The organism is Streptomyces sp. IMTB 2501 (assembly GCF_001953885.1).
GTDB lineage: Bacteria > Actinomycetota > Actinomycetes > Streptomycetales > Streptomycetaceae > Streptomyces.
In genome coordinates this window covers 208263-230494 of the sequence record NZ_MQUS01000005.1, presented here as the reverse complement: position 1 = coordinate 230494, position 22232 = coordinate 208263, and the positions used below count along the sequence as shown (strand labels likewise).

The window sequence follows — 22232 nt, the reverse complement described above, 5'->3', positions numbered from 1 at the left end:
GACCTCACATCCGGAAGACGCCGAAGCCACCGCGCGCGCCTTCGTAGGGCGCGGTGTGGATCGCGGACAGGCACAGGCCGAGGACGGTGCGGGTGTCGCGGGGGTCGATGACGCCGTCGTCGTACAGCCGCCCGGACAGGAACATCGGCAGCGACTCGGACTCGATCTGCTGCTCCACCATGGCGCGCAGGGCGGCGTCCGCGTCCGCAGCCTTTTCGTCGTACGGCTGTCCCTTCGCCGCCGCCGACTGGCGGGCGACGATGGACAGCACCCCGGCGAGCTGCTGCGGGCCCATGACGGCGGACTTGGCGCTGGGCCAGGCGAACAGGAAGCGGGGGTCGTAGGCGCGGCCGCACATGCCGTAGTGCCCGGCGCCGTACGACGCGCCCATCAGCACCGACAGATGCGGCACCCGGCTGTTGCCGACCGCGTTGATCATCATCGAGCCGTGCTTGATGATCCCGCCCTGCTCGTACTCCTTGCCGACCATGTAACCGGTGGTGTTGTGCAGGAAGAGCAGCGGGATGTCGCGCTGGTTGGCGAGCTGGATGAACTGGGCGGCCTTCTGCGACTCGGCGCTGAAGAGCACCCCCTGGGCGTTCGCCAGGATGCCGACCGGGTAGCCGTGCAGGCGCGCCCAGCCGGTCACCAGGCTGGTCCCGTACAGCGGCTTGAACTCGTCGAAGTCGGAGGCGTCCACGATCCGGGCGACGACCTCGCGGGGGTCGAAGGGGATCTTCAGATCGCCCGGGACGATGCCGAGCAGTTCCTCCGGGTCGTACTTGGGCGGGGCCGCCGGGCCCGGATCGTCGTACGCCTTGCGGTGGTTGAGGCGGGCGACCACCCGGCGCGCCTGCCGTAGCGCGTCCGGCTCGTCGACGGCGAAGTAGTCGGCGAGGCCCGACACGCGCGCGTGCATCTCCGCGCCGCCCAGGGACTCGTCGTCGCTCTCCTCGCCGGTGGCCATCTTCACGAGCGGCGGCCCGCCGAGGAACACCTTCGCGCGCTCCTTGACCATGATCACGTGGTCGGACATGCCGGGGATGTAGGCGCCGCCGGCGGTGGAGTTGCCGAAGACGACGGCGATGGTGGGGATGCCGGCGGCGGAGAGGCGGGTGAGGTCGCGGAAGATGGCGCCGCCCGGGATGAAGATCTCCTTCTGGGACGGCAGGTCGGCGCCGCCGGACTCCACCAGGCTGATGCAGGGGAGGCGGTTGGCGAGGGCGATGTCGTTGGCGCGCAGGGCCTTCTTCAGGCTCCACGGGTTGCTCGCGCCGCCGCGTACGGTTGGGTCGTTGGCCGTGATCAGGCACTCCACGCCCTCGACCACCCCGATGCCGGTGACGAGCGAGGCGCCGACGGTGTAGTCGCTGCCCCAGGCGGCGAGCGGGGACAGCTCAAGGAACGGCGTGTCCGGGTCGAGGAGCAGCTCGATCCGCTCGCGGGCGAGCAACTTGCCGCGCTCGCGGTGCCGTTGGACGTACTTCTCGCCGCCGCCCGCGAGTGCCTTGGCGTGTTCGGCGTCGAGTTCGGCGAGCTTGGCGAGCATGGCCTCGCGGTGAGCGCGGTGGTCGGGGCTGCCCGGATCCAGGGCCGAGGTCAGGGTGGTCACAGCAGGGCCTCCGGGATGTCCAGGTGGCGGGAGCGCAGCCATTCGCCGAGGGCCTTGGCCTGCGGGTCGAAGCGGGCCTGCGCGGCGACGCCCGCGCCGAGGATGCCCTGGACGACGAAGTTGACCGCGCGCAGGTTCGGCAACAGGTGCCGGGTGACGGGCAGGTCCCGGCTCTCGGGGATCAGCTGGCGGAACCTTTCGGCGGTCAGCGCCTGCGCGAGCCACCGCCAGGCCTCGTCGGTACGAGCCCACACGCCGACGTTGGCGTTCCCGCCCTTGTCCCCGCTGCGGGCCCCGGCGACCAGCCCGAGGGGCGCGCGCCGGGTCGGGCCGGAGGGGAGCGGGTCCGGGAGGGCCGGTTCCGGTACGGCGTCCAGGGGCCGGGTGTCCTGGGGCGGCTCCATAGGGATACGGCGTCCGTCGTGGAGGACGGCCATATGGTCTACGTCGCCATGGGGGACGTACACATCCTCGAAGACCCCATAGGGGGCGCCCTTTCCGGGTGGGGACAGCACATGGAAGCCCGGGTAGCTGGCCAGCGCCAGCTCCACGGCCGCTCCGCTCAGCGCGCGTCCGACGAGCCGTTCGTCCGCGTCCCGTACGACGAGCCGCAGCAGGGCGCTCGCGGTCTCCTCGGTGTCGGCGTCCGCCCGGTCGGTACGGACCAGCTCCCAACGGACCTCGGCGGGCCGTGACTTGGCGAGCGCGTCGGTCAGCTGTGCCTGCACGAGGCCGGCCTTGGCCTCGATGTCGAGTCCGGTGAGGACGAAGGCGACCTCGTTGCGGAAGCCGCCGAGCCGGTTGAGACCGACCTTCAGCGTCGGCGGCGGCGCCTCGCCGCGCACCCCCTCGATCCGCACCCGGTCCGGCCCGTCCTGACTCAGTCGTACGGTGTCCAGCCGGGCGGTGACGTCGGGCCCGGCGTACCGGCCGCCGCCGGTCTCGTAGAGCAGCTGCGCGGTGACCGTGCCGACGTCGACCAGGCCGCCCGTGCCGGGATGCTTGGTGATGACGCTGCTGCCGTCGGCGTGGATCTCGGCGAGCGGGAAACCAGGCCGGCGCACGTCGCCCTCCCGGAAGAACGCGTAGTTCCCGCCGGTGGCCTGCGTCCCGCACTCCAGCACATGTCCGGCGACGACGGCGCCGGCGAGCCGGCCGTACTCCCTGGGCCGCCAGCCGAAGTGGGCGGCGGCCGGCCCGGTGACGAGGGCCGCGTCGGTCACACGCCCGGTGACGACGACGTCCGCACCGGCGCGCAGGCACTCGGCGATGCCGAAGCCGCCGAGGTAGGCGTGGGCGGCGAGCGCGCCGGGATGGGCGGCGGTGAGGTCGCCGCCCTCGACGTGCGCGACCTCGACCGGGATGCCGAGCCGGTCGGCCAACTCCCTCACACCGGTGGCCAGTCCGGCCGGATTGAGCCCTCCGGCATTGGTGACGATCTTCACCCCGCGCTCGTGGGCGAGGCCGAGGCAGTCCTCCAGCTGGCGCAGGAAGGTGCGGGCGTATCCGGCGCGGGGGTCCTTCAGCCGGTCGCGGGCGAGGATCAGCATGGTGAGTTCGGCGAGGTAGTCGCCGGTGAGGACGTCGAGTTCGCCGCCGGTGAGCATCTCGCGCAGGGCGTCGAAGCGGTCGCCGTAGAAGCCGGAGAAGTTGCCGATGCGCAGCGCCGCTCTCACCGCTCGGCCCCTTGCGGCGCGCGGCCGGCACCGGGCGGGCCCGCGAAGGCCTGCGCGATGTCCAGCCAGTGGTCGGCGTCCGGGCCGACGGCGGTCAGGGCGAGGTCGACGCGATGGGCGCGCTGGGTGACGAGGAGGCAGAAGTCGAGGGCGGGGCCGGTGACGCGCTGCGCGGCGCCTTCGGGGCCGTACACCCACAACTCACCGGAGGGAGAGGTGAGTTCCACACGGAACTCTTCGGCGGGGGGTGTGCTCCCGTGGACGGTGTAGGCGAAGTCGCGGGTACGGACCCCGAGCCGGGCCACATGCTTGAGCCGGTCGGTGGGTGCGCGGACCGCACTCAGCGCATCGGCGATGTCCAAGCCGTGGGCCCAGGTCTCCATAAGGCGAGCGGTGGCCATGGAGGCGGCGGACATGGGCGGTCCGTACCAGGGGAAACGGGCACCGGGCGGTGCGGCACGCAGTGCCCGGTCGAGGGCTTCGCGTCCTTCACGCCATGTCCGCAGCAACTCGGCGGGCGCAAGCCGGGCGCCGTCCGCCGCGCCCTCGTCCACGAACGAGTCGGGGGCGGTGAGCGCCTTCTCGACCAGCACCCGGAAGGCGTCCGCGTCGGTGACGGCGAGCAGGGCCGAGCGGTCGGTCCAGGCGAGGTGCGCGATCTGGTGGGCTACGGTCCAGCCGGGCGCGGGGGTGGGCAATGCCCACTGTTCGGGGCTCAACTCAGCCACGAACAGGGCGAGTTCCTCGCTCTCGGCACGCAGGTCGTCGATGACGGGCGTCGGGTCGGCCATGGGGGGAGCATGGCAGCGGGGCCAGAAACAATCAAGCGTGCTTGCATTAATTTGGCAGACATCAGGGTCACGGCGGCGCCCTCGCCGTCCGTCACACCGCTTCCACCGGCGGATACACCGGCTCCCAGCGCGCCGCACACACCGCCGCCTCGGCATCGTCCAGGCCGGCGGCGCGGGCGACGCCGTCCTCCGCCGCCGCGCGGGCCACGGCCACGGCGACCGCCTGCGACGTGTCGCGCAGATCGCGGATCGGTGGGAGGACCGGCGTGTTCGGCCGGGCGATGTCGTCCCCGTCGCCGGTCCGGTCACCGGTGCGACGGGCCACCGCGTCCGCCGCCGCGCGGAGCATGCGGTCGGTGACGCGGGAGGCACGGGCGACGATCGCGCCGAGGCCGAGACCGGGGAAGACCAGGGCGTTGTTGGCCTGTCCGATCTCGTACGTCGTACCGTCCCGCTCGACCGGTGCGAAGGGGCTGCCGGTGGCCACGAGCGCCTTCCCGTCCGTCCAGTCGAGCAGGTCGGCGGGGGTGGCCTCGGCGAGGTCGGTGGGATTGGACATGGGCAGGATGATCGGGCGCGCGGTGTGCCCGGCCATCTCGCGGACGATGCTCTCGGTGAAGGCGCCGCCCTGGCCGGAGGTGCCGATGAGGATGCTCGGACGGACCCTCCGGACCACCTCGTCGAGGGGGATGCCCGGCAGGCCGTCGTCGCGGGCCCAGCCGTCGGCCTCGGCGGCGGGGCGGGCATAGGGCTGCTGGAAGTCGCGGAGCCTGTCGCCCTGGTCGGTGGTGAGCAGCCCGTAGCGGTCGACGCACCAGAAGCGCGCGGTGGCCTGTTCGGTGGTGAGACCTTCGGCCACCAGGGCGTCCCGCAGCTGGTCGGCGACGCCGATACCGGCCGTGCCCGCGCCGAAGACCACGATCCGGTGTTCGGGCAGCGGCACACCGGCGGCCAGCACACCCGACAGCACGGCGGCGAGATTGACGGCGCCCGTGCCCTGGATGTCGTCGTTGAAGGTGCACACCCGGTCGCGGTACCGGTTGAGGACGCGGCGGGCGTTGCCGGGGCCGAAGTCCTCCCAGTGCAGCAGGGCGTCCGGGAAGAGCCGGGTCGCGGTGGTGACGTAGGCGTCGAGGAAGGCGTCGTACCTCTCGCGGTCGGCGCGGGGGTGACGGTTGCCGAGGTAGAGCGGGTTGTCGAGGAGTTCCTCGCGGTTGGTGCCGACGTCGAGCATGACCGGCAGCGTGCGGCGCGGGTCGATGCCGGCGGCGGCCGTGTAGACGGCGAGCTTGCCGACGGCGATGTCGATGCCGCCCACGCCCCAGTCGCCGATGCCGAGGATGCCCTCGCCGTCGGTGGCCACGATCAGGTCGACGTCGTCGGCGCCGAGGCCGCTCGCGCGCAGGGAGCGCTCGATGTCCTCGGGGGCGTCCACGGAGAGATAGACGCCGCGCGGGCGGCGGAACTCGGTGCTGTAGCGGCGGATCGCGGTGCCCACGGTGGGCGTGTAGACGATGGGCAGCATCTCTTCGAGGTGATCGCCGACCAGCCGGTAGAACAGCACCTCGTTGCGGTCGTGCAGGGCGGTCAGATACACGCTCTTGGCCAGATCGCTCGGCTGCTGCCGGAACTGCCCGTAGGCGCGCTCGGCCTGCTCGTCCTGGGTGAGCACGCGCGGCGGGATGAGGCCGACGAGGTCCAGCTCGCGGCGCTGGACCTCGGTGAACGCCGTACCGCGATTGATCCGGGGGTCGGCGAGTACGGCCCGGCCCCGGGCGGTGATCTTCAGCGGACGGGGGGTGGTGTCCCTGTTGCCGGTCACGGGACCAGACTTCCACAAACCCCGTACGGGTTCTCGGCGTGAGACCGCGGGCCGGGACCGTCAGGCCTCCGGTGCCGGTTCCACCCGGGCCTTGCCCCGGCCCACCTGGGTGCGTACCGCGCCGATACTCGCCGCGATGACCAGGGCGATCGCGGCGGCCTCCGTCGGGGACAGGGACTGGCCGAGGACGAGGAAGCCGGCTGTTGCCGCCACCGCCGGTTCGAGGCTCATCAGGATGGCGAAGGTGGAGGCGGGGAGGCGGCGCAGGGCGAGGAGTTCAAGGGTGTAGGGCAGGACCGAGGAGAGCAGGGCCACCGCCGAACCGAGGGCGAGGGTGGTGGGGTTCAGAAGGCGGGTGCCTGCCGAGGCCATGCCGATGGGGAGGAACAGCAGCGCCGCCACCGCCATGGCGAGGGCCAGGCCGTCCGCCTGCGGGAAGCGGCGACCCGTACGGGCGCTGAAGACTATGTAGATGGCCCACATGGCGCCGGCGCCCAGGGCGAATGCGACACCTGTGGGGTCGAGGTTGCCGAAGCCTCCGCCGCCCAGCAGGAACACACCGAGCAGGGCCAGACCCGCCCACACCGCGTTGACCGCACGGCGGGAGGCCAGGACGGACAGGGCCAGCGGACCGAGGACCTCCAGGGTGACCGCCGGGCCCAGCGGGATACGGGCGACCGCCGAGTAGAAGAGGCCGTTCATCGCGCCCATCGCGACGCCGAAGGCGAGCACCGTGCCCCAGTCGGCGCGCGAGTGGCCGCGCAGCCGGGGGCGGCAGACCAGGAGGAGGACCAGGGCCGCCGCGAGGAGGCGGAGGGCGACGACACCCAGGGCGCCGGCCCGGGGGATCAGGGTCACCGCGAGGGCGCCACCGAACTGGACCGAGATACCGCCGGCCAGCACCAGGCCCACCGGGCCGAGTGAGCCGAGGCGGTGCTGCCCTCCTGCGGGCGTGACCTGGGGCGGCGTGGCGGTGCTGGGGGTGACGGTCACGGGCGGTCCTGGTGCTTGATCGGGTTCGTTCATCTCGATGGACTACCAGGTCCAGGGTAATGGACTTCGACAGGAGCGTGAACCCTTTAGACAGCTGTCCCGCATGGTGGGATCAGATCCCCGGCCAGACTTCCTCGTCACGGAACAGGGGGCGGCCGTCAGGGAGGTAGGAGGGCACGTCCCCGAACGACTCGTAGGCGGGCCCGTAGGCGGGCCGGGCCCAGGTCTCCCCGGGTGTGTACGGCCCGGATCCCGGTCCGTGGCCGTACGCGGGAGCCGGGACCGGCGCCGGCACCTGTGCCTCCTCCCACAGCGGCATGCGCAGCTCACCCGTGTCCGTCACGGCGTTGTTCTGCGAGCGGTGCAGCCGTGCGTACGCGCCGCCCCGGGCGAGGAGTTCGTCATGGCGGCCGGTCTCCACGATCCGGCCCCGGTCCACGACGACGATGCGGTCGGCGTCGGGGGCGAGGTTGAGATGATGAGTGATCATGATGGTCGTACGGCCCGTCATCAGACGGCGCAGGGGTTTGACGACGCGGCGGGCGGCCATCGCGTCCAGGCCGGTCGTCGGCTCGTCCAGGACGAGGACGGGGGCGTCGCGCAGGATGGCGCGGGCGATGGCCAGGCGCTGCAGCTGACCGCCGGACAGGCGGGCCGAGTTGGGGTCGACCCTGGTGTCGTAGCCGTCGGGGAGGCGGACGATGAAGTCGTGGGCGTCGGCCGCCCGCGCCGCCTCCTCGATCGCCTGGTCGCTGGCGCCGGGCCGGCCGCAGGCGATGTTGGCGCGCACTGTGTCGTGCAGCACCAGGGTTTCCTGGGGAAGCAGTGTGACGTACTCACGCAGGCGGGCCAGCGGGTAGTCCCGCAGCCTTCGGCCCCCACGCCGCCAGCACCTCGGCGTCCGTCGCCCGGGCGTACAAGAAATAGTCGGCCCACTCGGCGATGTCCGGGTAGGCGCACTCCGCGGTGAGCCGGGCGACGGCCGCCGGTATGTCGTACGGCGTCATGCGCAGGTCGGCGCCGGGACCGAGGAGACACCAGTGGGCGCCGGGGCGGCCGTAGGGCATGCCGACGCTGCCCGGGTTGACCACCAGGCGGCCGTGCGCGAGGCGGACGTAGGGCATGTGGGTGTGGCCGCAGACGACCGTGCCGATGCCGGGGTCGAGGCCGGTGAAGACCTCCGCCCAGCGGTCGGGGCGGGAGTCCACGAGGACCAGTTCTTCGTCGTCGCGCGGGGTGGCGTGGCAGAACAGGACCGTGCCGAGGCCGCGGACGCGCAGGGTGAGCGTGCGGGGCAGGCCGGCGAGGAAGTCCACCTGGTCGTCGCGGAGTTGCCGGGCCGCGAACGGGCCGATGGGGTCGGGGATCCCGGTCCGCCCGCCACGCCGGTACTCCACCAGCTCCCGGTCGGCGTTCCCCGCCAGCCACAGCACCTTCTCGCCCTGGTTCCGCAGCAGGTCCAGCACCTCGGCCGGCTGGGGGCCCGCCGTGATGTCGCCGGTGAGGACGATCCGGTCGGCGGCGGCCACCTCCGGCTCCGCGAGGACCGCCTCCAGGGCGGGCAGCACCCCGTGAATGTCGGACAGGACCGCCAAGCGCGTGTGTTCCACCGTCACTTCAGCACCCCCTGCTTATTTTTCCAGCGCCTGCGCCGGCATCCCCCCCGGGCCCGCGACGTGCCCCGGCCCGCTCCGAAAGCGGCTGCGGGCGTCAGAGGCACCCCTGACGCCCGCAGCCGCTTTCGTCGGCGTGCTCAGTTCGAGTGCCGCCGACCGTCACGGACCCACGTCACGACAACGAGAGCCGCGGTGACGAACATCACGACGCTGGCGGTGGCCACGGATTCGACGTACGGCTCATAGCCGTCCGCGCGGAGCTGGACCGCGAGGAACGCGAGAACCGTGCCGAGCGCCGCGATCGCGGCGGACAAGGAGACGAACGGGACCTTTGCCATGGGTAGTACCCCCGAGCTGCGAGACGACTGGTCGCTACCGAGTCTACGTATGCGCTGCCGGTCCATGTGTTCGCTGCCAACTCCCTTTTCGCATCCGCGAACACCTCTCAACTCCCCGATTCCTTCTCCAGCGCCTGCGCCAGTACCTCGGCCAGATGCCGTCCCCGTACGCCGGCCAGTTGGTCGAGCTGGGTGCGGCAGGAGAAGCCGTCGGCCAGGATCACGGTCTCCTCCGATGCTTTACGGACCGAGGGCAGGAGGTGTTCTTCCGCGCAGGCCCTCGACACCTCGAAGTGGCCTTTTTCGAAGCCGAAGTTGCCCGCGAGTCCGCAGCAGCCGCCGCTCAGCTCGCCGGTGAGGCCCGCGGCCTCGCGCAGCCGCCGGTCGTCGGTGTCGCCGAGCACCGCGTGCTGGTGGCAGTGGGTCTGGCCGGCGACCGGGCGGTTCAGGGCGGGCGGGGTCCAGTGCGGGGCGTGCCGCCGCAGGGCCTCGGCGAAGGTGAGGACGGCCGAGGCGAGTTGGGCGGCTCGCGGGTCGTCGTGCAGCAGCTCGGGCAGGTCGGTACGGAGGGCCGCCGCGCAGCTCGGTTCCAGCACGACGACGGGGACCTGGGCCCGCAGCACCGGCTCCATCAGGTCCAGTGTGCGGCGCAGGACCACGCGGGCCTGGTCGAGTTGGCCGGTGGAGACATAGGTGAGGCCGCAGCAGACGCGGGCTCGGCGAGCGGTGAGCAGCGCGGCGGCCGACCTGGTCCGCCCGGCGCCGATCCCTCCCCCGCGGAGCAGCAGCGTCGGTGGCAGGGCCACCCGCAGCCCGGCGGTCTCCAGCACCCGGACGGCGGCCCGGCCGACGGCCGGGGACAGATACTCGGTAAAGGTGTCGGGCCAGAGCACGACCAGGCCCCCGGTCCCCGAGCCGCCGAAGCCCGAACCATCCGTGTCGGAGCCCGAACCATCCAAACCCGAGCGATCCGTTCCCGACCCGCCGCAGCCCGAACCATCCGAACCCGAACCACCGGAGACCGAACCACCCACCCCCGAACCACCCGCCCCAGAACCACCCACACCCGAACCACCCGGACCCGAACCGTCCGACCCGAGTCCACCCGGACCCGAACCCTCCGACCCGAGTCCACCCGGACCCGAACCCTCCGACCCGAGTCCGCCCGGACCCGAGCCGCTCCGGCCCGAGCCGTCGGCTCCCGGTGCCCCGGTACCCCGGACAGGCTTCCTGGTGCGCCACCAAGTGGTGAACGTCTGCGTCGCCAGCGAAGGAATCTCCCGCTCGGCCGCGATCCCGCCCAGGCGCTTGCCCGCACGCGCCAACGGCCCCACCCGCGCAAGGGCGTTGAGCAGTGGAGCCGTGCGGGTGAGGGCGATCCAGCGCAGCCACTGCGGCAGGCGGCCCATGCTGAGGTGTGCGGCTGGGCGGCGGCGGCCGGCGTAGTGGTGGTGGAGGAACTCCGCCTTGTAGGTGGCCATGTCGACGCCGACCGGGCAGTCGGAGCGGCAGCCCTTGCAGGACAGGCACAGATCGAGGGCGTCGCGGACCTCCGTCGAACGCCAGCCGTCGGTGACCAGTTCACCCGCGAGCATCTCGTGCAGCAGCCGGGCCCGGCCCCGCGTGGAGTGCTCCTCCTCGCCGGTCGCCCGGAAGGACGGGCACATCACGGCCGGGCCGGACACGGTCGTCGTACGGCATTTGGCGACGCCCACGCAGCGGCGCACGGCGGCGCGGAAGTCGCCGTCGTCCGCCGGGTAGCCGAAGGCCACCTCGACCGGCTCACGGGGCAGTACGGCGAAGCGGAGGTTCTCGTCCAGCCGCGCCGGACGGACCAGCATCCCCGGGTTCAACAGGTCGTCCGGATCCCAGACCGCCTTGGCCCGCTCGAAGAGCCGGACCGTCTCCGTGCCGTACATACGTGGCAGCAGCTCCGCACGGGCCTGTCCGTCGCCGTGTTCCCCGGACAGCGAGCCGCCGTGCGCCACCACCAGGCCGGCCAGTTGCTCGGAGAAACGGCGGAAACGGCCGATGCCGGCCTCGGTGAGCAGGTCGAAGTCGATGCGGACGTGGATACAGCCGTCGCCGAAGTGGCCGTACGGCGTGCCGCGCAGGCCGTGCGCCGACAGCAGCGCGCGGAAGTCCCGCAGATAGGCGCCGAGCCGGGCGGGCGGCACCGCGCAGTCCTCCCAGCCGGGCCAGGCCTCGGAGCCGTCCGGCATACGGGTCGCCGTACCGCTCGCGTCCTCGCGGATGCGCCACAGGGCCCGCTGGGCGGCTGCGTCCGTCACCACCAGCGAACCGACCACGTCGGCCGCGCGGACGACGTCCTCCGCACGCGCGCGTGCCTCGGCGGCGGAGTCCCCTCCCGTCTCCACGAACAGCCAGGCACCCCCCTTGGGCAGTCCGGCCGGTGAGCGCACCAGGTCGGCCGCCATGCCCTCCACGGTCAGCGGACCGTACGGCAGCAGACCGGCGGCGGCCTCGGCGGCGGCGCTCTCGTCGCCGTACCCCAGCACGGCCAAGGCACGCGCGCGTGGGGCCTCCACCAGCCGCACGACCGCCTCGGTCAGCACCCCCAGCGTGCCCTCCGAGCCGCAGAAGGAACGGGCGACGTCCGCGCCCTTCTCGGGCAGCAGCGCGTCCAGCGCGTACCCGGAGATACGGCGGGGCAGGTCCGGGAAGCCGGTACGCAGCCGGGCCAGGTCCCCCGTCACCAGCTCGCGCAGCCCCTCGGGCGCGCCCGCCCAGTTCGGCCCGAGCCGCAGCCGGCGCCCGCGCGCGGTGAGGACGGACAGCTCCAGCACGCTGTCCGCGGTCGTGCCCCAGGCCACCGAGTGCGAGCCGCAGGAGTTGTTGCCGATCATTCCGCCGAGCGTGCACCGGCTGTGCGTGGACGGATCCGGGCCGAAGCGCAGGCCGTGCGGGGCGGCGGCCTCCTGGAGCCGGTCGAGGACCAGCCCCGGCTGTACGACGGCCGTGCGGGCCTCGGGGTCGACCGACAGCAGCCCGTTCATATGGCGGGTGAAGTCCAGCACCACGCCGGCACCGGTCGCCTGCCCGGCGATCGACGTCCCCCCGCCGCGCGGCACGACCGGCACCCCGCGCGCCCGGCACACCTCCAGTACGGCGGCCACGTCGTCGGCATCTCTGGGGGCGACCACGCCCGCTGGGACACGCCGGTAGTTGGAGGCGTCCATGGTGACCAGCGCCCGGGAGGTGACGTCGAAAGCGACGTCACCCCGGACGACCTTACGAAGCTCGCCCGCAAGATCTGTCATACGTCCAGCAAACCAGCCATCCGGGGACGGCGGGCAGCTGGGCAAAGATCCCGGGGGGCGGAGGCTCCTGGGACGGCGACACGAACCCCGTCTCACCCGACGGACGAGGTTTCGCCCCGGTTTCCCCCACCGGCTAACCTCCCTTCCGTGGCCGACATCCAGATTCCCGCTGACATCAAGCCCGCCGACGGACGATTCGGCGCGGGCCCCTCCAAGGTGCGCACCGAGGCGCTGGACGCCCTCGCCGCCACCGGTACGTCCCTGCTGGGCACCTCCCACCGCCAGGCGCCCGTCAAGAACCTGGTCGGCGAGGTCCGTAAGGGCATCTCCGAACTGTTCCAGCTCCCCGAGGGCTACGAGGTCGTCCTCGGCAACGGCGGCTCCACCGCCTTCTGGGACATCGCCACCCACGGCCTGATCGAGAACAAGTCCCAGCACCTCAGCTTCGGCGAGTTCTCCTCCAAGTTCGCCAAGGCCGCAGGGCTCGCCCCCTGGCTGGCCGAACCCACCGTCATCAGCACCGACCCCGGCACCCACCCCGAGGCCCGGGCGGAGGCGGGCGTCGACGTCTACGCCTTCACCCACAACGAGACCTCCACCGGCGTCGCCATGCCGATCAAGCGGGTGACCGGGGCCGACGAGGGCGCCCTCGTCCTCGTGGACGCGACGAGTGGCGCCGGCGGCCTCCCGGTCGACGTGTCCGAGACGGACGTCTACTACTTCGCCCCGCAGAAGTCCTTCGCCTCCGACGGCGGCCTGTGGCTCGGCGTCTTCTCCCCGGCCGCGATCGAGCGCGCCGAGCGCGTCCACGCGTCCGGCCGCCACGTCCCGGAGTTCTTCAGCCTCCCCACGGCGATCGACAACTCCCGCAAGAACCAGACCTACAACACCCCGGCCCTCGCCACCCTCTTCCTGCTCAACGAGCAGCTGAAGTGGCTCAACGGCCAGGGCGGCCTGGCCTGGTCCACGGCCCGCACGAAGGACTCCTCCACCCGCCTCTACACCTGGGCCGAGGAATCCAAGTACGCCACCCCCTTCGTCACCGACCCGGCCAAGCGCTCCCAGGTCATCGGCACCATCGACTTCGCCGACGACATCGACGCGGCCGCCGTCGCCAAGGTCCTGCGCGCCAACGGCATCGTCGACACCGAGCCGTACCGCAAGCTCGGCCGCAACCAGCTCCGCATCGCGATGTTCCCGGCGATCGCCCCGGCGGACGTCGAGGCGCTGACGAAGTGCATCGACTACGTCATCGAGAAGCTGTAGTCGTCTCGTCTACGACGTAGCCGTCCCGGCTACGACAACGAAGGGCGTCCGGTGGCCACCGGACGCCCTTCGTTTGCTCTTTCACGCCCCTCCTCGCGGCATTTGGCGTCATTCGGCCGCGCCAACAATCCCCATGGGAGTGCACGTACGAGCCAGGGGAGGCAGCGCATGGTGATGAGCCGGCAGATGAAACGGCGGATGAAGCGGCAGAAACACTCGGGCCGGGGCAGATGGGTCGGCGTAGGTGTGGCAGCACTGGTGGGCGGGCTGCTCCCGCCGATGCTGGGAGCCGACAGCGCCGCGGCCTGGCCGGACCCTCGGTTCACCTTCACGTCTCCGGGCCAGTCCACCTTCACGGTTCCCGGCAACCCCGCTTCGGGCGAGCTGAACATCCTGACCATCAGGGTCTGGGCTTCCGGGGCAGGCGGTGGCGGTGGAGCCGGTGCCGACGGCGGGGGCGGCGGAGGAGGCGGAGGCAACGCCCTTCTAGGGGCGGGCGGCGGAGGCGGAGGCGGGGGCGGGGGCGGCGGAGGAGGAGCCGCCGGCGGGGGCGGGGGCTCCGGAAGCTTCGTGAAGTGCACCGAGGTGGCTCTCGCCGGCGAGACCCTGACCGTCGTGGTGGGAGCGGGGGGAACCGGCGGCGTCGCGGGGACCGGCGGAGGCGGCGGGGGCGGCGGCAGCGCCGGCGGTCCCTTGGGCGGCGGTCTCGGCAGCGCAGGCACCTCCGGCGCACCCGGTGGCGCGGGTGCGGACAGCAGGGTGACCGTCACTACGGGCGTGGACCTGGCGTTTGCTCCGGGAGGCACCGCCGGCGGCAGAGGCGCGGCAGGCGGGGCGGGAGGCGGAGGCGGCGCTGCCGGTAGTCCGGTCGGCGGAGCCGGCGGGGGCGGCGGCAGCGGCGGAGGCGGAGGCACCATCACCGGTCCTGGTGGTTCGGGTGGCGGAACATCGCGCTGCCTACTCGCTCCCGGTGTCCCGGAGGCCATGACGAACGGCGACAACGGCGGCGCCGGCGCTGTAGGCAACACCGGCGGGGCCGGCACCAGTGGCGCGAGCCGGTCGGGCGGCACGGGCGGCGCGGGCGGAGGCGGCGGCACGGGCGGCGACGGCGGCAGCGGCGGGGCCGGTGGTACAGCCATCACCGCCGACAGCCTCACCTACGGCGCGGGCGGCAGTGGTGGCGCCGGCGGTAAGGGGGGCGACGGTGGTACCGGCGGTACCGGCGCCACCAGCGGCGGCGCTTCCGCCACGAACGGCTCCGCCGGGAGTGCCGGAGCAGACGGCACGGCCGGGAACGCCGGCGGGAACGGGGCGGTCGTCATCGACGTGACACCGGTTACCTAGTGCCCCAACAGGCAACGTGCGCCCCGTCTCGGGCGTGCCCCGCCCGCCAAAAAAGGGGTGGGCGGGGCACGCCGGCCAGTGACCGCTCAGCCCCGGCGCCGCAGCCGTCGCACCCCGAAGAGGGCGAGCGCCCCGGCGGCGACGATGACGGCGCCGGCCTTCAGGCTCCCGCCGCCCAAAACACCCAGGGAACCCCCGGAACCCGAACTCCCCCTGGCGGACGGCGACTTGGACGCGGGCGGCAGGCCGGGCACGTCCTTCGCCACGACCTCGCTGTCGGCGCCCTCGCTGCTGTACAGCAGCTTGGTCCCGTCGGCGGAGTAGCTGACCCCCTCGCCCTGATCCTGCAGGGGTACGTCGAGCTGGCCCGCGCGTTTGATGCGGCCGCCGTTCCAGTCGTAGGAGATCCCGCCGAAGTAGCCGCGCACGGCGAGCTGTCGGCCGTCCGGCGAGAAGGCCGCGTCCGTGGCCCAGAGGTCGACAGGGGCGATCGGCTTGAAGATGTTCGCGCCGGAGCCGGAGAGGGTGGCCGGGCCCTCGTACAGATGCCCGCCGTCCTCCTTCTTGTCGATGATGTAGACCCGCCCGGTCTTCGGGTGGACGATCAGCGACTCGGCGTCGCGCGGTCCGTTCGCGTACTTCACGACGTACTGCGCGGCGGTGACCGTCTGGTCCTTCAACTCCTTCGGCTCGGGCAGCCGATAGATCCAGACATACGGCCATTTACCGCCGAGGTTGTCGCCGATGTCACCCAGGTAGATCTCGTTGTCCGGCCCGATGGAGACGGCCTCGACGTCGCGCGGGGACCCGATGCCGCGCAGGGTGATCCGGGCGACGGTCCTCCCGGTCCGGCTGTCCACGGCGTAGACGTACGGACCGTCACCGCTGTCGTTGTGCGTCCAGTAGACACCGGGGTGGAGACGGGAGGCGGCGAGCCCGCTGGACTCGGTGATCCGCGGGTCCTTGAGGGTGAACCCCTGGTCGCCGTCACCGTCGCCGTCGGCGGCGGAGGCGGAGGCGGGAAGCGCGCAGGCGCCGACGAGCAGCACCCCGGCGAGGACGGCGAACGATCGACGCATGCCCCAAGCCTGCCACTCCCTCCGGGGGTTCACCGGAGTGCGCAGGGGTACACAGGGAGCGCCCCAGGGAGGCCGCACCGGACGTGGCGGGCCTCACACCCCACCACGGCGCGTGATCGTCCATCATGAGCGGATGCTCAGGTTCATGCCCGTAGGTGACTCCATGACGATCGGGAGCGCCGGCGAGCACACATGGCGCTACCGGCTGTGGCAGCATCTGCGGGACACGTACGACAGCCCGTTCACCTTCGTCGGCCCGCGCGAGGAGCTGTACGACAAGTCGGCCGACGCCCCGACGTCCTACGCCTACGCCGACCCCGCCTTCCCCCGCCGCCACCTGGCGGGCTGGGGCGAGGGCTGGCTGCACATGGCTCCGCTGATCGGCGAGGCGGTACGCACACACCGCGCGGACGTGCTCCTCGTCTCCCTCGGCCTGATCGACCTGGGCTTCTACACCGACGCCGAACAGACGGCGGAGAACGTGAGGGCGTTCGTGACGGGCGCACGGGAGGCCAACCCCCACCTCCGCATGGTCCTGCTCCCGGTGATCCCGAACATCCGCGCCGAGGCGGACGCGTCTTTCGCCGACCAGGTGGACCTCTTCAACGTCCTGCTGGCGAAAACAGCCACAGACCTGGACGAACCCCGCTCGCCACTGCTGCTGGCCTCGCCGCCCGAGTCGTACGACATCCACGTCGACACCTACGACGGCACGCACCCCAACGCGAACGGGGAGCACCGGATCGCGGAGGCGTTCGCGGGGGCGATGCGGGAGGCGTGGGGGGTCGGTCAGGCGTACGCGGCTGGAACAGCTTGACTTGATTCCGGCGCCTCCCGGTTACGGTGCGTATCGTTGTACTGCGCGGCTGCACCTGTCCGTGGGGCAGCCGGGGAGGAGCGCCACGATGACCGTCCTTGAAGACAGGATCGAGATGGCCGACGCCGACGCCGACACCATGGGCTTGGACGAGTGGTTCGAGCGCCTTGAGCGGATGCCCGTCCCCGAAGGATTCAGGGTCGAGATCGTCGGGGGCTACGTCTATGTGACGCCACAGCGGGACACTCACTGGAACATCATCTTCCGGATCGCGGCGGCTGTCGCGGCCAAGTTCGGGATGGACAAGGTGTTCTCGGACGTCCGGATCGACTTCCCGGGCCATGACAACGGCTTCTGCCCGGACGTCGCCATGCTCAAGGAGTCGGCGAAGAAAGACGACAAGGGCCACTGGCGCTACGAGGACGTCGAGTTCGTCGCCGAGGTCATCTCTCAGGGGACGGCCGCCAACGACTACGGCCCGAAGAAGACCGCCTACGCCGCCGCCGAGGTCCCCGTCTACCTCATCGCCGACCCCTACCAGGGACGGTGCCACATCTACACCCACCCGAAGGGCGACGACTACGCCATGACGACATCGGTGGACTTCGGCACCGACGTCGACCTCACCGGCACCGCCGTCGACCTCGTCCTCAAGACCGACGTGTTCCCGCGCGACTAGGGCCTGTCCGGAACGCGACGACGGCCCGCCGGTTTTCCCGGCGGGCCGTCGGAGGCGGGTGTTCAGGTCACACGTTGGGGGCGGTCTTGGAGATGGTCCAGCGCTCGTCCTGGGCGCCGTTGCACGGCCACTGGATGAGCTGAGAGCCCTTTGTGGCGGCGGAGCCCAGGCCCAGGCACTTGCCCGAGTAGACGTTCCGCAGCTCGTGGGTGTCCTGGTCGTACCACCACTTCTCGTCCACCGCGCCGTTGCAGGTGTACTGGATCATGCCCGCCCCGTTGGCCAGGCTGGAGGCCGGGCCCATGCACTTGCCGGAGTACGCGTTCTGGACGATGTAGGCGGGGTTGCCGTTGTTGTCCTTGGTCTCCTCGAACACCCAGCGCTCGTCCTGGGCGCTGGTGCAGCCCCACTGGATGACCGGTGTGCTGTTCTCGATCTTGTTGCCGGCGCCCGCGCACAGCTTGCTGTAGTCGTTGTACAGGTACTGGGCATCATCGATTCTCCGCGGCAGCAGGGAGAAGACGACGCGCTTGCCGGTGCGCTCGTTCATGCCCCACAGGCGGCCCGAGGAGAACGAGTAGGACAGGTTCTGGGTGAGGGGCGAATCGCGGGTGAGGATCGACACGGTGCCGTTCGGCTTGGCCCGCCAGATGCAGGAGTAGGCGTCCGGGTCCGTGGGGTTGGTGACTCCCATGTAGTCCGTTTCGCACATGGCCGACATGTAGTAGTACGTGCCGTCGGTGGCCACGCCCTGCAAGCCGTGGACAGGAGCTTGGTAGGCCGCCGTCGCCGTGACGGGGGACGTGCCGCCCTCGCCGAGGTCTTCGATCGGCCAGCGGATCACGTCCACAGGGGTGGTGCGATCGGCATCCCCGTGGCGTCCGGAGACCAGGCGCGGCGGTGACACACTGCGGTCCAGGCTCAAGGAACTCAGGCAGGCGATGGGCCCCGTGCAGTACATGTTGCTGCGCTCTTTGGGCTTGGCGTTGTCCTGCTCTGCCTTGGTGCGGTTCGAGTAGCGGGCGACCATGGGCAGGGCCCACTGGTGGTACTCGGCCGAGGATGTGCCGCCCGAGATGCCCGACTCCTTGGAGATGGAGTTCACCATCCACAGGTGGTTGAGGTCGTAGATCTGCAACTCGCCGCCGTTGGCCACGAACAGCCTGTTCCCGTACCAGACCATCCCGTCGGCGTGTACGTCGTTGACCGAGGTGAAGTTGGGGTTGGCCCGGCTGCCGGTCGGCTTCACGAGCAGCACGTGCCCGTAACTCCAGTCCGTGCCGGTCGACTCCAGGATGGAGATACGAGCCTTTAGGTTGCGCAGTTTCGCGTCTTCCTCCTCATTCTGCGAGGAGCCGTGCCCGTAGTACCAGGTCGCCATGTACAGGTGGTGACCGTCGATCGTGCCGCTCGGGTCCGCGTCGTGCGAGGCGGTGAACCCCTGCGGGTGCCAGCCCCCGGCCGGGTCATAGGCGCTGGTCCAGTCGTCCGTCTCGTCCCAGCAGAAGCCGTTGTACTTGAGCGTGCCGTTGATCCCGGTCGTGTGGCACAGGGGGCGGCCGACATGCTGCCGCGACTGGGCCACGCTCAGCGGCGACACCCTCGACACGACGCCCTTCGCCTCGGCCCCCTCGATCACCGACCGTGCTGTCTCGCCCTCGTCAACACCTGGCATCTCCCGCGGATGGAGAACGAAGCGGGATGCGTCCTCGCTCGTGAACGGTTTGTCCTTGTCGTGGACGGGCGTGTTGTCGGCGATCGCCTGCTGAGTACCCGACACCAGCGCCGCCAATGACGTCAGAGCGACCAGCGCCGCTGTGATCCGTCCTCTGCGACGGCCCCGTTGCTTCGCAGTCATGTCTCCCCGTTCTCGTTCGGTGGCTCGCGCTGTCCCCCGCGAAGCACCAGCCGTATGGGTGGAGGATCTCGGAATCCCACCGAAGAGTCGTTAGCAATCAGTCCACACTCCCCTTCGCAATGAGTCCCAGAGCCTGGTGCCGGTGGTCCTTGGGCGTGGTGCCGTAGGCCGCGCGGTGGGCGCGGCTGAAGTCGGCGGCGCGGGGGAATCCCCAGCGGGCGGCGATGGCGTGGATGGGGAGGGTGCGGAGCGCCGGGTCGGCGAGGTCGCGGCGGGCCGCCTCCAGGCGCAGGCGGCGTATCCACGCGGCGACTGTGGCGTCTTCGTGCTGGAAGAGGCGGTGCAGATAGCTGGTGGAGATGTGGTGCGCGGCGGCGATGGTGCTCGGGGTGAGCTGCGGGTCGTGCAGGTGCTCCCGGATGAACGCCTGGATGCGCAGGGTGAGGGCCCGCTGGTGGGTCTCCGGGGGCAGGCAGTCACCGGCTTCGATCAGGTGGGCGAAGAGCGCGGCGACCAGCGGGGTCGCGATGGCGGCCAGCCGCGGCCGGTCGGAGGGCTGGTACGCGGCCGGGTCCGCTATCAACTGGGTGAGGAACTGGGCCAGTAGGGCTCCCATGCCTTCCCGGGCCGACACCGGCGCCCCGACGATCCGGGCGGCCATGTCACGGGGCAGCGGCAGCAGGGCCTTGGGAACCTCCAGCGCCACTGTCTGGACCATCTCCCCGGTGCTGTAGACGTCGTTCGGCAGCGAGGACGAGTTGATGAACAGGTCGTACGGCTTGTACGCGGTCTCCCGGTGCCGCCACACGCCCGCCCCGGTCCCGCGAACGACGAGTGACAGGTGGTACGCCTCGGGGTCGGACTGCCGGATCAGCTTCGGCGTGCGCTGGAACACCAGCGGCTGGAACGTGGCGGACCACACGGTGACGGCACCGAGGTCCAGCACCCGCTGGGAGGCCCGGAAGTCGTCGGTGTGGTCGCTGCGCAGGTCCATGGGCGCGTGGGTACGGCCCAGGAGCTCGGTCCAGTAGTCGAACCGGTCCGCGGCGGACACGTCTTCGCTCCGGAACACCATCTCGTCCAACAACTGTCTCTTCACCACTTCTTAAGCCGCTGGTCAAAGGCCCCCCGGGGGGATGACGGGGCAACTGAACAGCCCGGTTCCCTCACCCGTTCGGCCCACAGCGGTCGCTGTCGTACTCGGGTCCGGTTTCGATGGGAGGGAGCCCGGCTTGTGACCGGGTCTCGTACCCCCCATCGAGCGAAAGAGACGCAGGCATGTCTACAGGCAAGGTTGAGCAGTGGATCGCCGGCCCGGGCGAGGGCATGATCAAGGACGAAAAGGGTCAGAGGCTGGCATTCTCCCAGAGTGACCTCCAGAACCCCGCCGAGCGCGGGAACCTGCGTCAAGGGGACAAGGTCCAGTTCGAGGTAGACCAGCCCGGACACGCGACGGGCGTCAAGAAGGCCTGAGCCTCGACAGCACCGCAGGCACCACCCGTCGGGCAGAGGGTGGTGCCTGCCGGTGTTCCCGTCACTTCACGGCTCCGGCCACCAGGACCCGCCCCGCCACCTCCTCCAGCAACTTCCCCACCACGAACAGCCTCTCCTCCGTCGGCACCGACCTCCAGCCCAGCGGCCAGGTGACCCCGGTCAGCGCGGGTACGCCCACGTAGGACAAGGTGCGGTCGCCTCTGCCTCGCGTCAACACCCGTACGCCGGGCGGCCATTCGTACGTTCCCACCGTCTCCGGGGGCAGCAGAAAGTACATGTACCGCTCCCCTGTCGCCCCCTGCACGATGGCTCCCGCCTCGAAGCCGGTCCGCACCATCAGCTCCGAGGCTACGCGGCTGCCTGCGGCGCCCTTGATACGTACGGCGTCGAAGTGGATCCCTGCGTGGCGAAGAGCGTGACCGGAGTGGGGGATCCAGGCCGGGATCCAGGGGGTGGAGATTCTGTCGTTCATGCACGTGATGTTTCCGGCCGCTCACATACTGTGACCAGGGTCAGGCAATGTTGGTGCGGGGATGTGCAGTTGGGGAGGTCGGTGTGCGTCCTGGTGATCGTGGCTCGAAGGTCTTCGGTGGGTTGCTGCGGTTCCATCGCGAGCGAGCCGGGATGACGCAGGAAGGCCTGGGCAATCACGTCGGCTACTCCAAGTCGCAGGTGGCGATGGTGGAGCGGGGCGAGCGGTCCCCGAGGGGGCAGTTCGTCGAGATCGCTGACCAGGTGCTGGGTGCACAAGGTGCACTGCTCGTTGTGGCGGAAACAGAGTTCAAGAAGGACGGGCTTCCGCCGTGGACCGAGGACTACCTGGTGGAGGAGAAGAAGGCCGCCGCGCTGCACGTGTACCAGACCAACCTGATTCCTGGCTCGCTTCAAACTGCGGCTTACTCGCGGGCGGTCTTCAGCTCCAATCGGTGCCCGACCTTGGAGGACGAAGAGATCGAGAGGCGGGTCGTATCCCGTCAGGAGCGGCAGCAGCTCTACACGCGGAAACCCCCACCCACCGTCAGCTATGTACTCGAAGAGAGCATCCTCACGCGCCCGTTGGGCGGCAGCGACACGCTCAAGGAGCAACTGCACCACGTCCTCGCGATCGGTGAGCTCAGGAACGTCGAGGTTCAGGTCATGCCGCACGACCGGCAGGACCACGCCGGGCTCGCCGGCCGCATGAGCCTGCTGGAGACCGCCGATCGACACCGGCTCGCCTACGTCGAAGGCCACCGTGGCGGCTACTTCGTAAGCGAACAGCCCGACGTAGGTGACCTGTTCGGCAAATATGGCATTCTCCGAGCGCAGGCCCTCACCCCCGAGGAGTCCGCGACGCTGATCGAAAAGGTGGCACGGGAGCTATGACCACGGACCTCCACTGGAGCAAGAGCAGCTACAGCGACGGCGAGGGCGAATGTCTGGAAGTCGCCCCCACCCCCGCCACCATCCACATCCGCGACTCAAAGGCCCCGGCCCCCACCCTCGAAGTCACCCCCACCACCTGGACGGCGTTCATAACGACCCTCGCGTCGCTTGCATAGAGCGCACTTGAAGCCGTTGGCTAGT

The 22232-nt window shown here is 71.0% G+C and carries 19 protein-coding genes and 1 pseudogene; 7 read left to right on the top strand and 13 right to left on the bottom strand.

All coding sequences use genetic code 11. The annotated features are described in order from the left end of the window. Positions 1–4: 4 nt before the first annotated feature. The 9 genes and pseudogenes from AV521_RS11465 to AV521_RS11425 all read right to left on the bottom strand — a co-directional run bounded on the left by AV521_RS11465 (position 5) and on the right by AV521_RS11425 (position 12129). Positions 5–1612 carry an acyl-CoA carboxylase subunit beta gene (locus AV521_RS11465; protein WP_076087197.1) on the bottom strand — a complete coding sequence of 536 codons (1608 nt, stop codon included), beginning with the start codon at positions 1610–1612 and terminating at the stop codon, positions 5–7. After that, the gene (locus AV521_RS11460; protein WP_076087194.1) at positions 1609–3288 is read right to left on the bottom strand and encodes an acyclic terpene utilization AtuA family protein; all 1680 of its coding nucleotides are present in this window, start codon (positions 3286–3288) and stop codon (positions 1609–1611) included. Before AV521_RS11460 ends, AV521_RS11465 begins: the two co-directional genes overlap by 4 nt. Beyond that, on the bottom strand, positions 3285–4079 hold the full coding sequence (locus tag AV521_RS11455; RefSeq protein WP_076087192.1) for a TIGR03084 family metal-binding protein: 795 nt from the start codon (positions 4077–4079) through the stop codon (positions 3285–3287). The genes AV521_RS11460 and AV521_RS11455 overlap by 4 nt, the downstream gene beginning before the upstream one ends. Before the next feature lie 91 nt (positions 4080–4170). Beyond that, complete coding sequence (locus AV521_RS11450; RefSeq protein WP_076087190.1) at positions 4171–5901, bottom strand: NAD-dependent malic enzyme; 1731 nt, start codon at positions 5899–5901, stop codon at positions 4171–4173. Positions 5902–5961: 60 nt separating this feature from the next. Beyond that, the gene (locus AV521_RS11445; RefSeq protein ID WP_076087189.1) at positions 5962–6927 is read right to left on the bottom strand and encodes a DMT family transporter; all 966 of its coding nucleotides are present in this window, start codon (positions 6925–6927) and stop codon (positions 5962–5964) included. A 79-nt stretch (positions 6928–7006) separates the two neighbouring features. Next, positions 7007–7771 (bottom strand): annotated as a pseudogene (locus AV521_RS11440) (ATP-binding cassette domain-containing protein); the annotation flags it as partial. Then, a complete protein-coding gene (locus AV521_RS11435) occupies positions 7731–8510 on the bottom strand; it encodes a metallophosphoesterase (RefSeq protein WP_076087187.1) in 780 nt (259 codons plus the stop codon). The pseudogene AV521_RS11440 and the gene AV521_RS11435, both read right to left, overlap by 41 nt. 137 nt (positions 8511–8647) lie before the next feature. After that, positions 8648–8848, bottom strand: coding sequence for an SCO3870 family protein (locus tag AV521_RS11430; RefSeq protein WP_076087185.1), 201 nt, complete (start codon positions 8846–8848; stop codon positions 8648–8650). Positions 8849–8955: 107 nt separating this feature from the next. Beyond that, entirely contained in the window at positions 8956–12129 is a 3174-nt protein-coding gene (locus AV521_RS11425; RefSeq protein WP_076087183.1) for an FAD-binding and (Fe-S)-binding domain-containing protein, read from the bottom strand. A 147-nt stretch (positions 12130–12276) separates the two neighbouring features. Between AV521_RS11425 and serC the strand changes: the two genes are divergently transcribed. After that, positions 12277–13395: a phosphoserine transaminase gene (gene serC / locus AV521_RS11420; protein ID WP_076087181.1), complete on the top strand. Its 1119-nt coding sequence runs from the start codon at positions 12277–12279 to the stop codon at positions 13393–13395. A gap of 984 nt (positions 13396–14379) precedes the next feature. After that, positions 14380–14739, top strand: coding sequence for a hypothetical protein (locus AV521_RS49235; protein ID WP_076087179.1), 360 nt, complete (start codon positions 14380–14382; stop codon positions 14737–14739). An 86-nt stretch (positions 14740–14825) separates the two neighbouring features. Here AV521_RS49235 and AV521_RS11410 read toward each other — a convergent pair whose 3' ends face one another. Further along, positions 14826–15818 (bottom strand): hypothetical protein, encoded by a 993-nt coding sequence (locus AV521_RS11410; RefSeq protein WP_076087177.1) that lies wholly within the window; start codon positions 15816–15818, stop codon positions 14826–14828. A 133-nt stretch (positions 15819–15951) separates the two neighbouring features. Here AV521_RS11410 and AV521_RS11405 point away from each other — a divergent pair, with 133 nt between their 5' ends. After that, positions 15952–16635: a GDSL-type esterase/lipase family protein gene (locus AV521_RS11405; protein WP_076087175.1), complete on the top strand. Its 684-nt coding sequence runs from the start codon at positions 15952–15954 to the stop codon at positions 16633–16635. Between the two features lie 88 nt (positions 16636–16723). Continuing rightward, positions 16724–17314 (top strand): Uma2 family endonuclease, encoded by a 591-nt coding sequence (locus AV521_RS11400; protein ID WP_076087173.1) that lies wholly within the window; start codon positions 16724–16726, stop codon positions 17312–17314. A gap of 67 nt (positions 17315–17381) precedes the next feature. Here the strand turns inward: AV521_RS11400 and AV521_RS11395 are convergent, their stop codons facing one another. Continuing rightward, entirely contained in the window at positions 17382–19172 is a 1791-nt protein-coding gene (locus AV521_RS11395; RefSeq protein WP_079249206.1) for an RICIN domain-containing protein, read from the bottom strand. A gap of 97 nt (positions 19173–19269) precedes the next feature. After that, complete coding sequence (locus AV521_RS11390) at positions 19270–20226, bottom strand: helix-turn-helix domain-containing protein (protein WP_305965158.1); 957 nt, start codon at positions 20224–20226, stop codon at positions 19270–19272. A gap of 224 nt (positions 20227–20450) precedes the next feature. On the opposite strand from AV521_RS11390, the gene AV521_RS11385 reads away from it, so the two are divergent. Then, positions 20451–20645: a hypothetical protein gene (locus AV521_RS11385; RefSeq protein WP_076087168.1), complete on the top strand. Its 195-nt coding sequence runs from the start codon at positions 20451–20453 to the stop codon at positions 20643–20645. A 61-nt stretch (positions 20646–20706) separates the two neighbouring features. Here the strand turns inward: AV521_RS11385 and AV521_RS11380 are convergent, their stop codons facing one another. Beyond that, on the bottom strand, positions 20707–21138 hold the full coding sequence (locus AV521_RS11380; RefSeq protein WP_076087166.1) for a hypothetical protein: 432 nt from the start codon (positions 21136–21138) through the stop codon (positions 20707–20709). An 83-nt stretch (positions 21139–21221) separates the two neighbouring features. Between AV521_RS11380 and AV521_RS11375 the strand changes: the two genes are divergently transcribed. Both AV521_RS11375 and AV521_RS11370 read left to right on the top strand, forming a co-directional pair. Then, entirely contained in the window at positions 21222–22031 is an 810-nt protein-coding gene (locus AV521_RS11375; protein ID WP_256725507.1) for a helix-turn-helix transcriptional regulator, read from the top strand. Beyond that, positions 22028–22207 carry a DUF397 domain-containing protein gene (locus tag AV521_RS11370; protein WP_076087162.1) on the top strand — a complete coding sequence of 60 codons (180 nt, stop codon included), beginning with the start codon at positions 22028–22030 and terminating at the stop codon, positions 22205–22207. Before AV521_RS11375 ends, AV521_RS11370 begins: the two co-directional genes overlap by 4 nt. The last annotated feature ends 25 nt before the right edge of the window (positions 22208–22232 follow it).

Excerpts from the sequence above, each read along its gene's own strand:
- AV521_RS11455 (WP_076087192.1), bottom strand. The coding sequence starts at position 4,079 with ATGGCCGACCCGACGCCCGTCATCGACGACCTGCGTGCCGAGAGCGAG.
- AV521_RS11445 (WP_076087189.1), bottom strand. The coding sequence starts at position 6,927 with ATGAACGAACCCGATCAAGCACCAGGACCGCCCGTGACCGTCACCCCC.
- AV521_RS11430 (WP_076087185.1), bottom strand. The coding sequence starts at position 8,848 with ATGGCAAAGGTCCCGTTCGTCTCCTTGTCCGCCGCGATCGCGGCGCTC.
- AV521_RS11425 (WP_076087183.1), bottom strand. The coding sequence starts at position 12,129 with ATGACAGATCTTGCGGGCGAGCTTCGTAAGGTCGTCCGGGGTGACGTC.
- AV521_RS49235 (WP_076087179.1), top strand. The coding sequence starts at position 14,380 with ATGACGAACGGCGACAACGGCGGCGCCGGCGCTGTAGGCAACACCGGC.
- AV521_RS11410 (WP_076087177.1), bottom strand. The coding sequence starts at position 15,818 with ATGCGTCGATCGTTCGCCGTCCTCGCCGGGGTGCTGCTCGTCGGCGCC.
- AV521_RS11405 (WP_076087175.1), top strand. The coding sequence starts at position 15,952 with ATGCTCAGGTTCATGCCCGTAGGTGACTCCATGACGATCGGGAGCGCC.
- AV521_RS11400 (WP_076087173.1), top strand. The coding sequence starts at position 16,724 with ATGACCGTCCTTGAAGACAGGATCGAGATGGCCGACGCCGACGCCGAC.
- AV521_RS11395 (WP_079249206.1), bottom strand. The coding sequence starts at position 19,172 with ATGACTGCGAAGCAACGGGGCCGTCGCAGAGGACGGATCACAGCGGCG.
- AV521_RS11385 (WP_076087168.1), top strand. The coding sequence starts at position 20,451 with ATGTCTACAGGCAAGGTTGAGCAGTGGATCGCCGGCCCGGGCGAGGGC.
- AV521_RS11380 (WP_076087166.1), bottom strand. The coding sequence starts at position 21,138 with ATGAACGACAGAATCTCCACCCCCTGGATCCCGGCCTGGATCCCCCAC.
- AV521_RS11370 (WP_076087162.1), top strand. The coding sequence starts at position 22,028 with ATGACCACGGACCTCCACTGGAGCAAGAGCAGCTACAGCGACGGCGAG.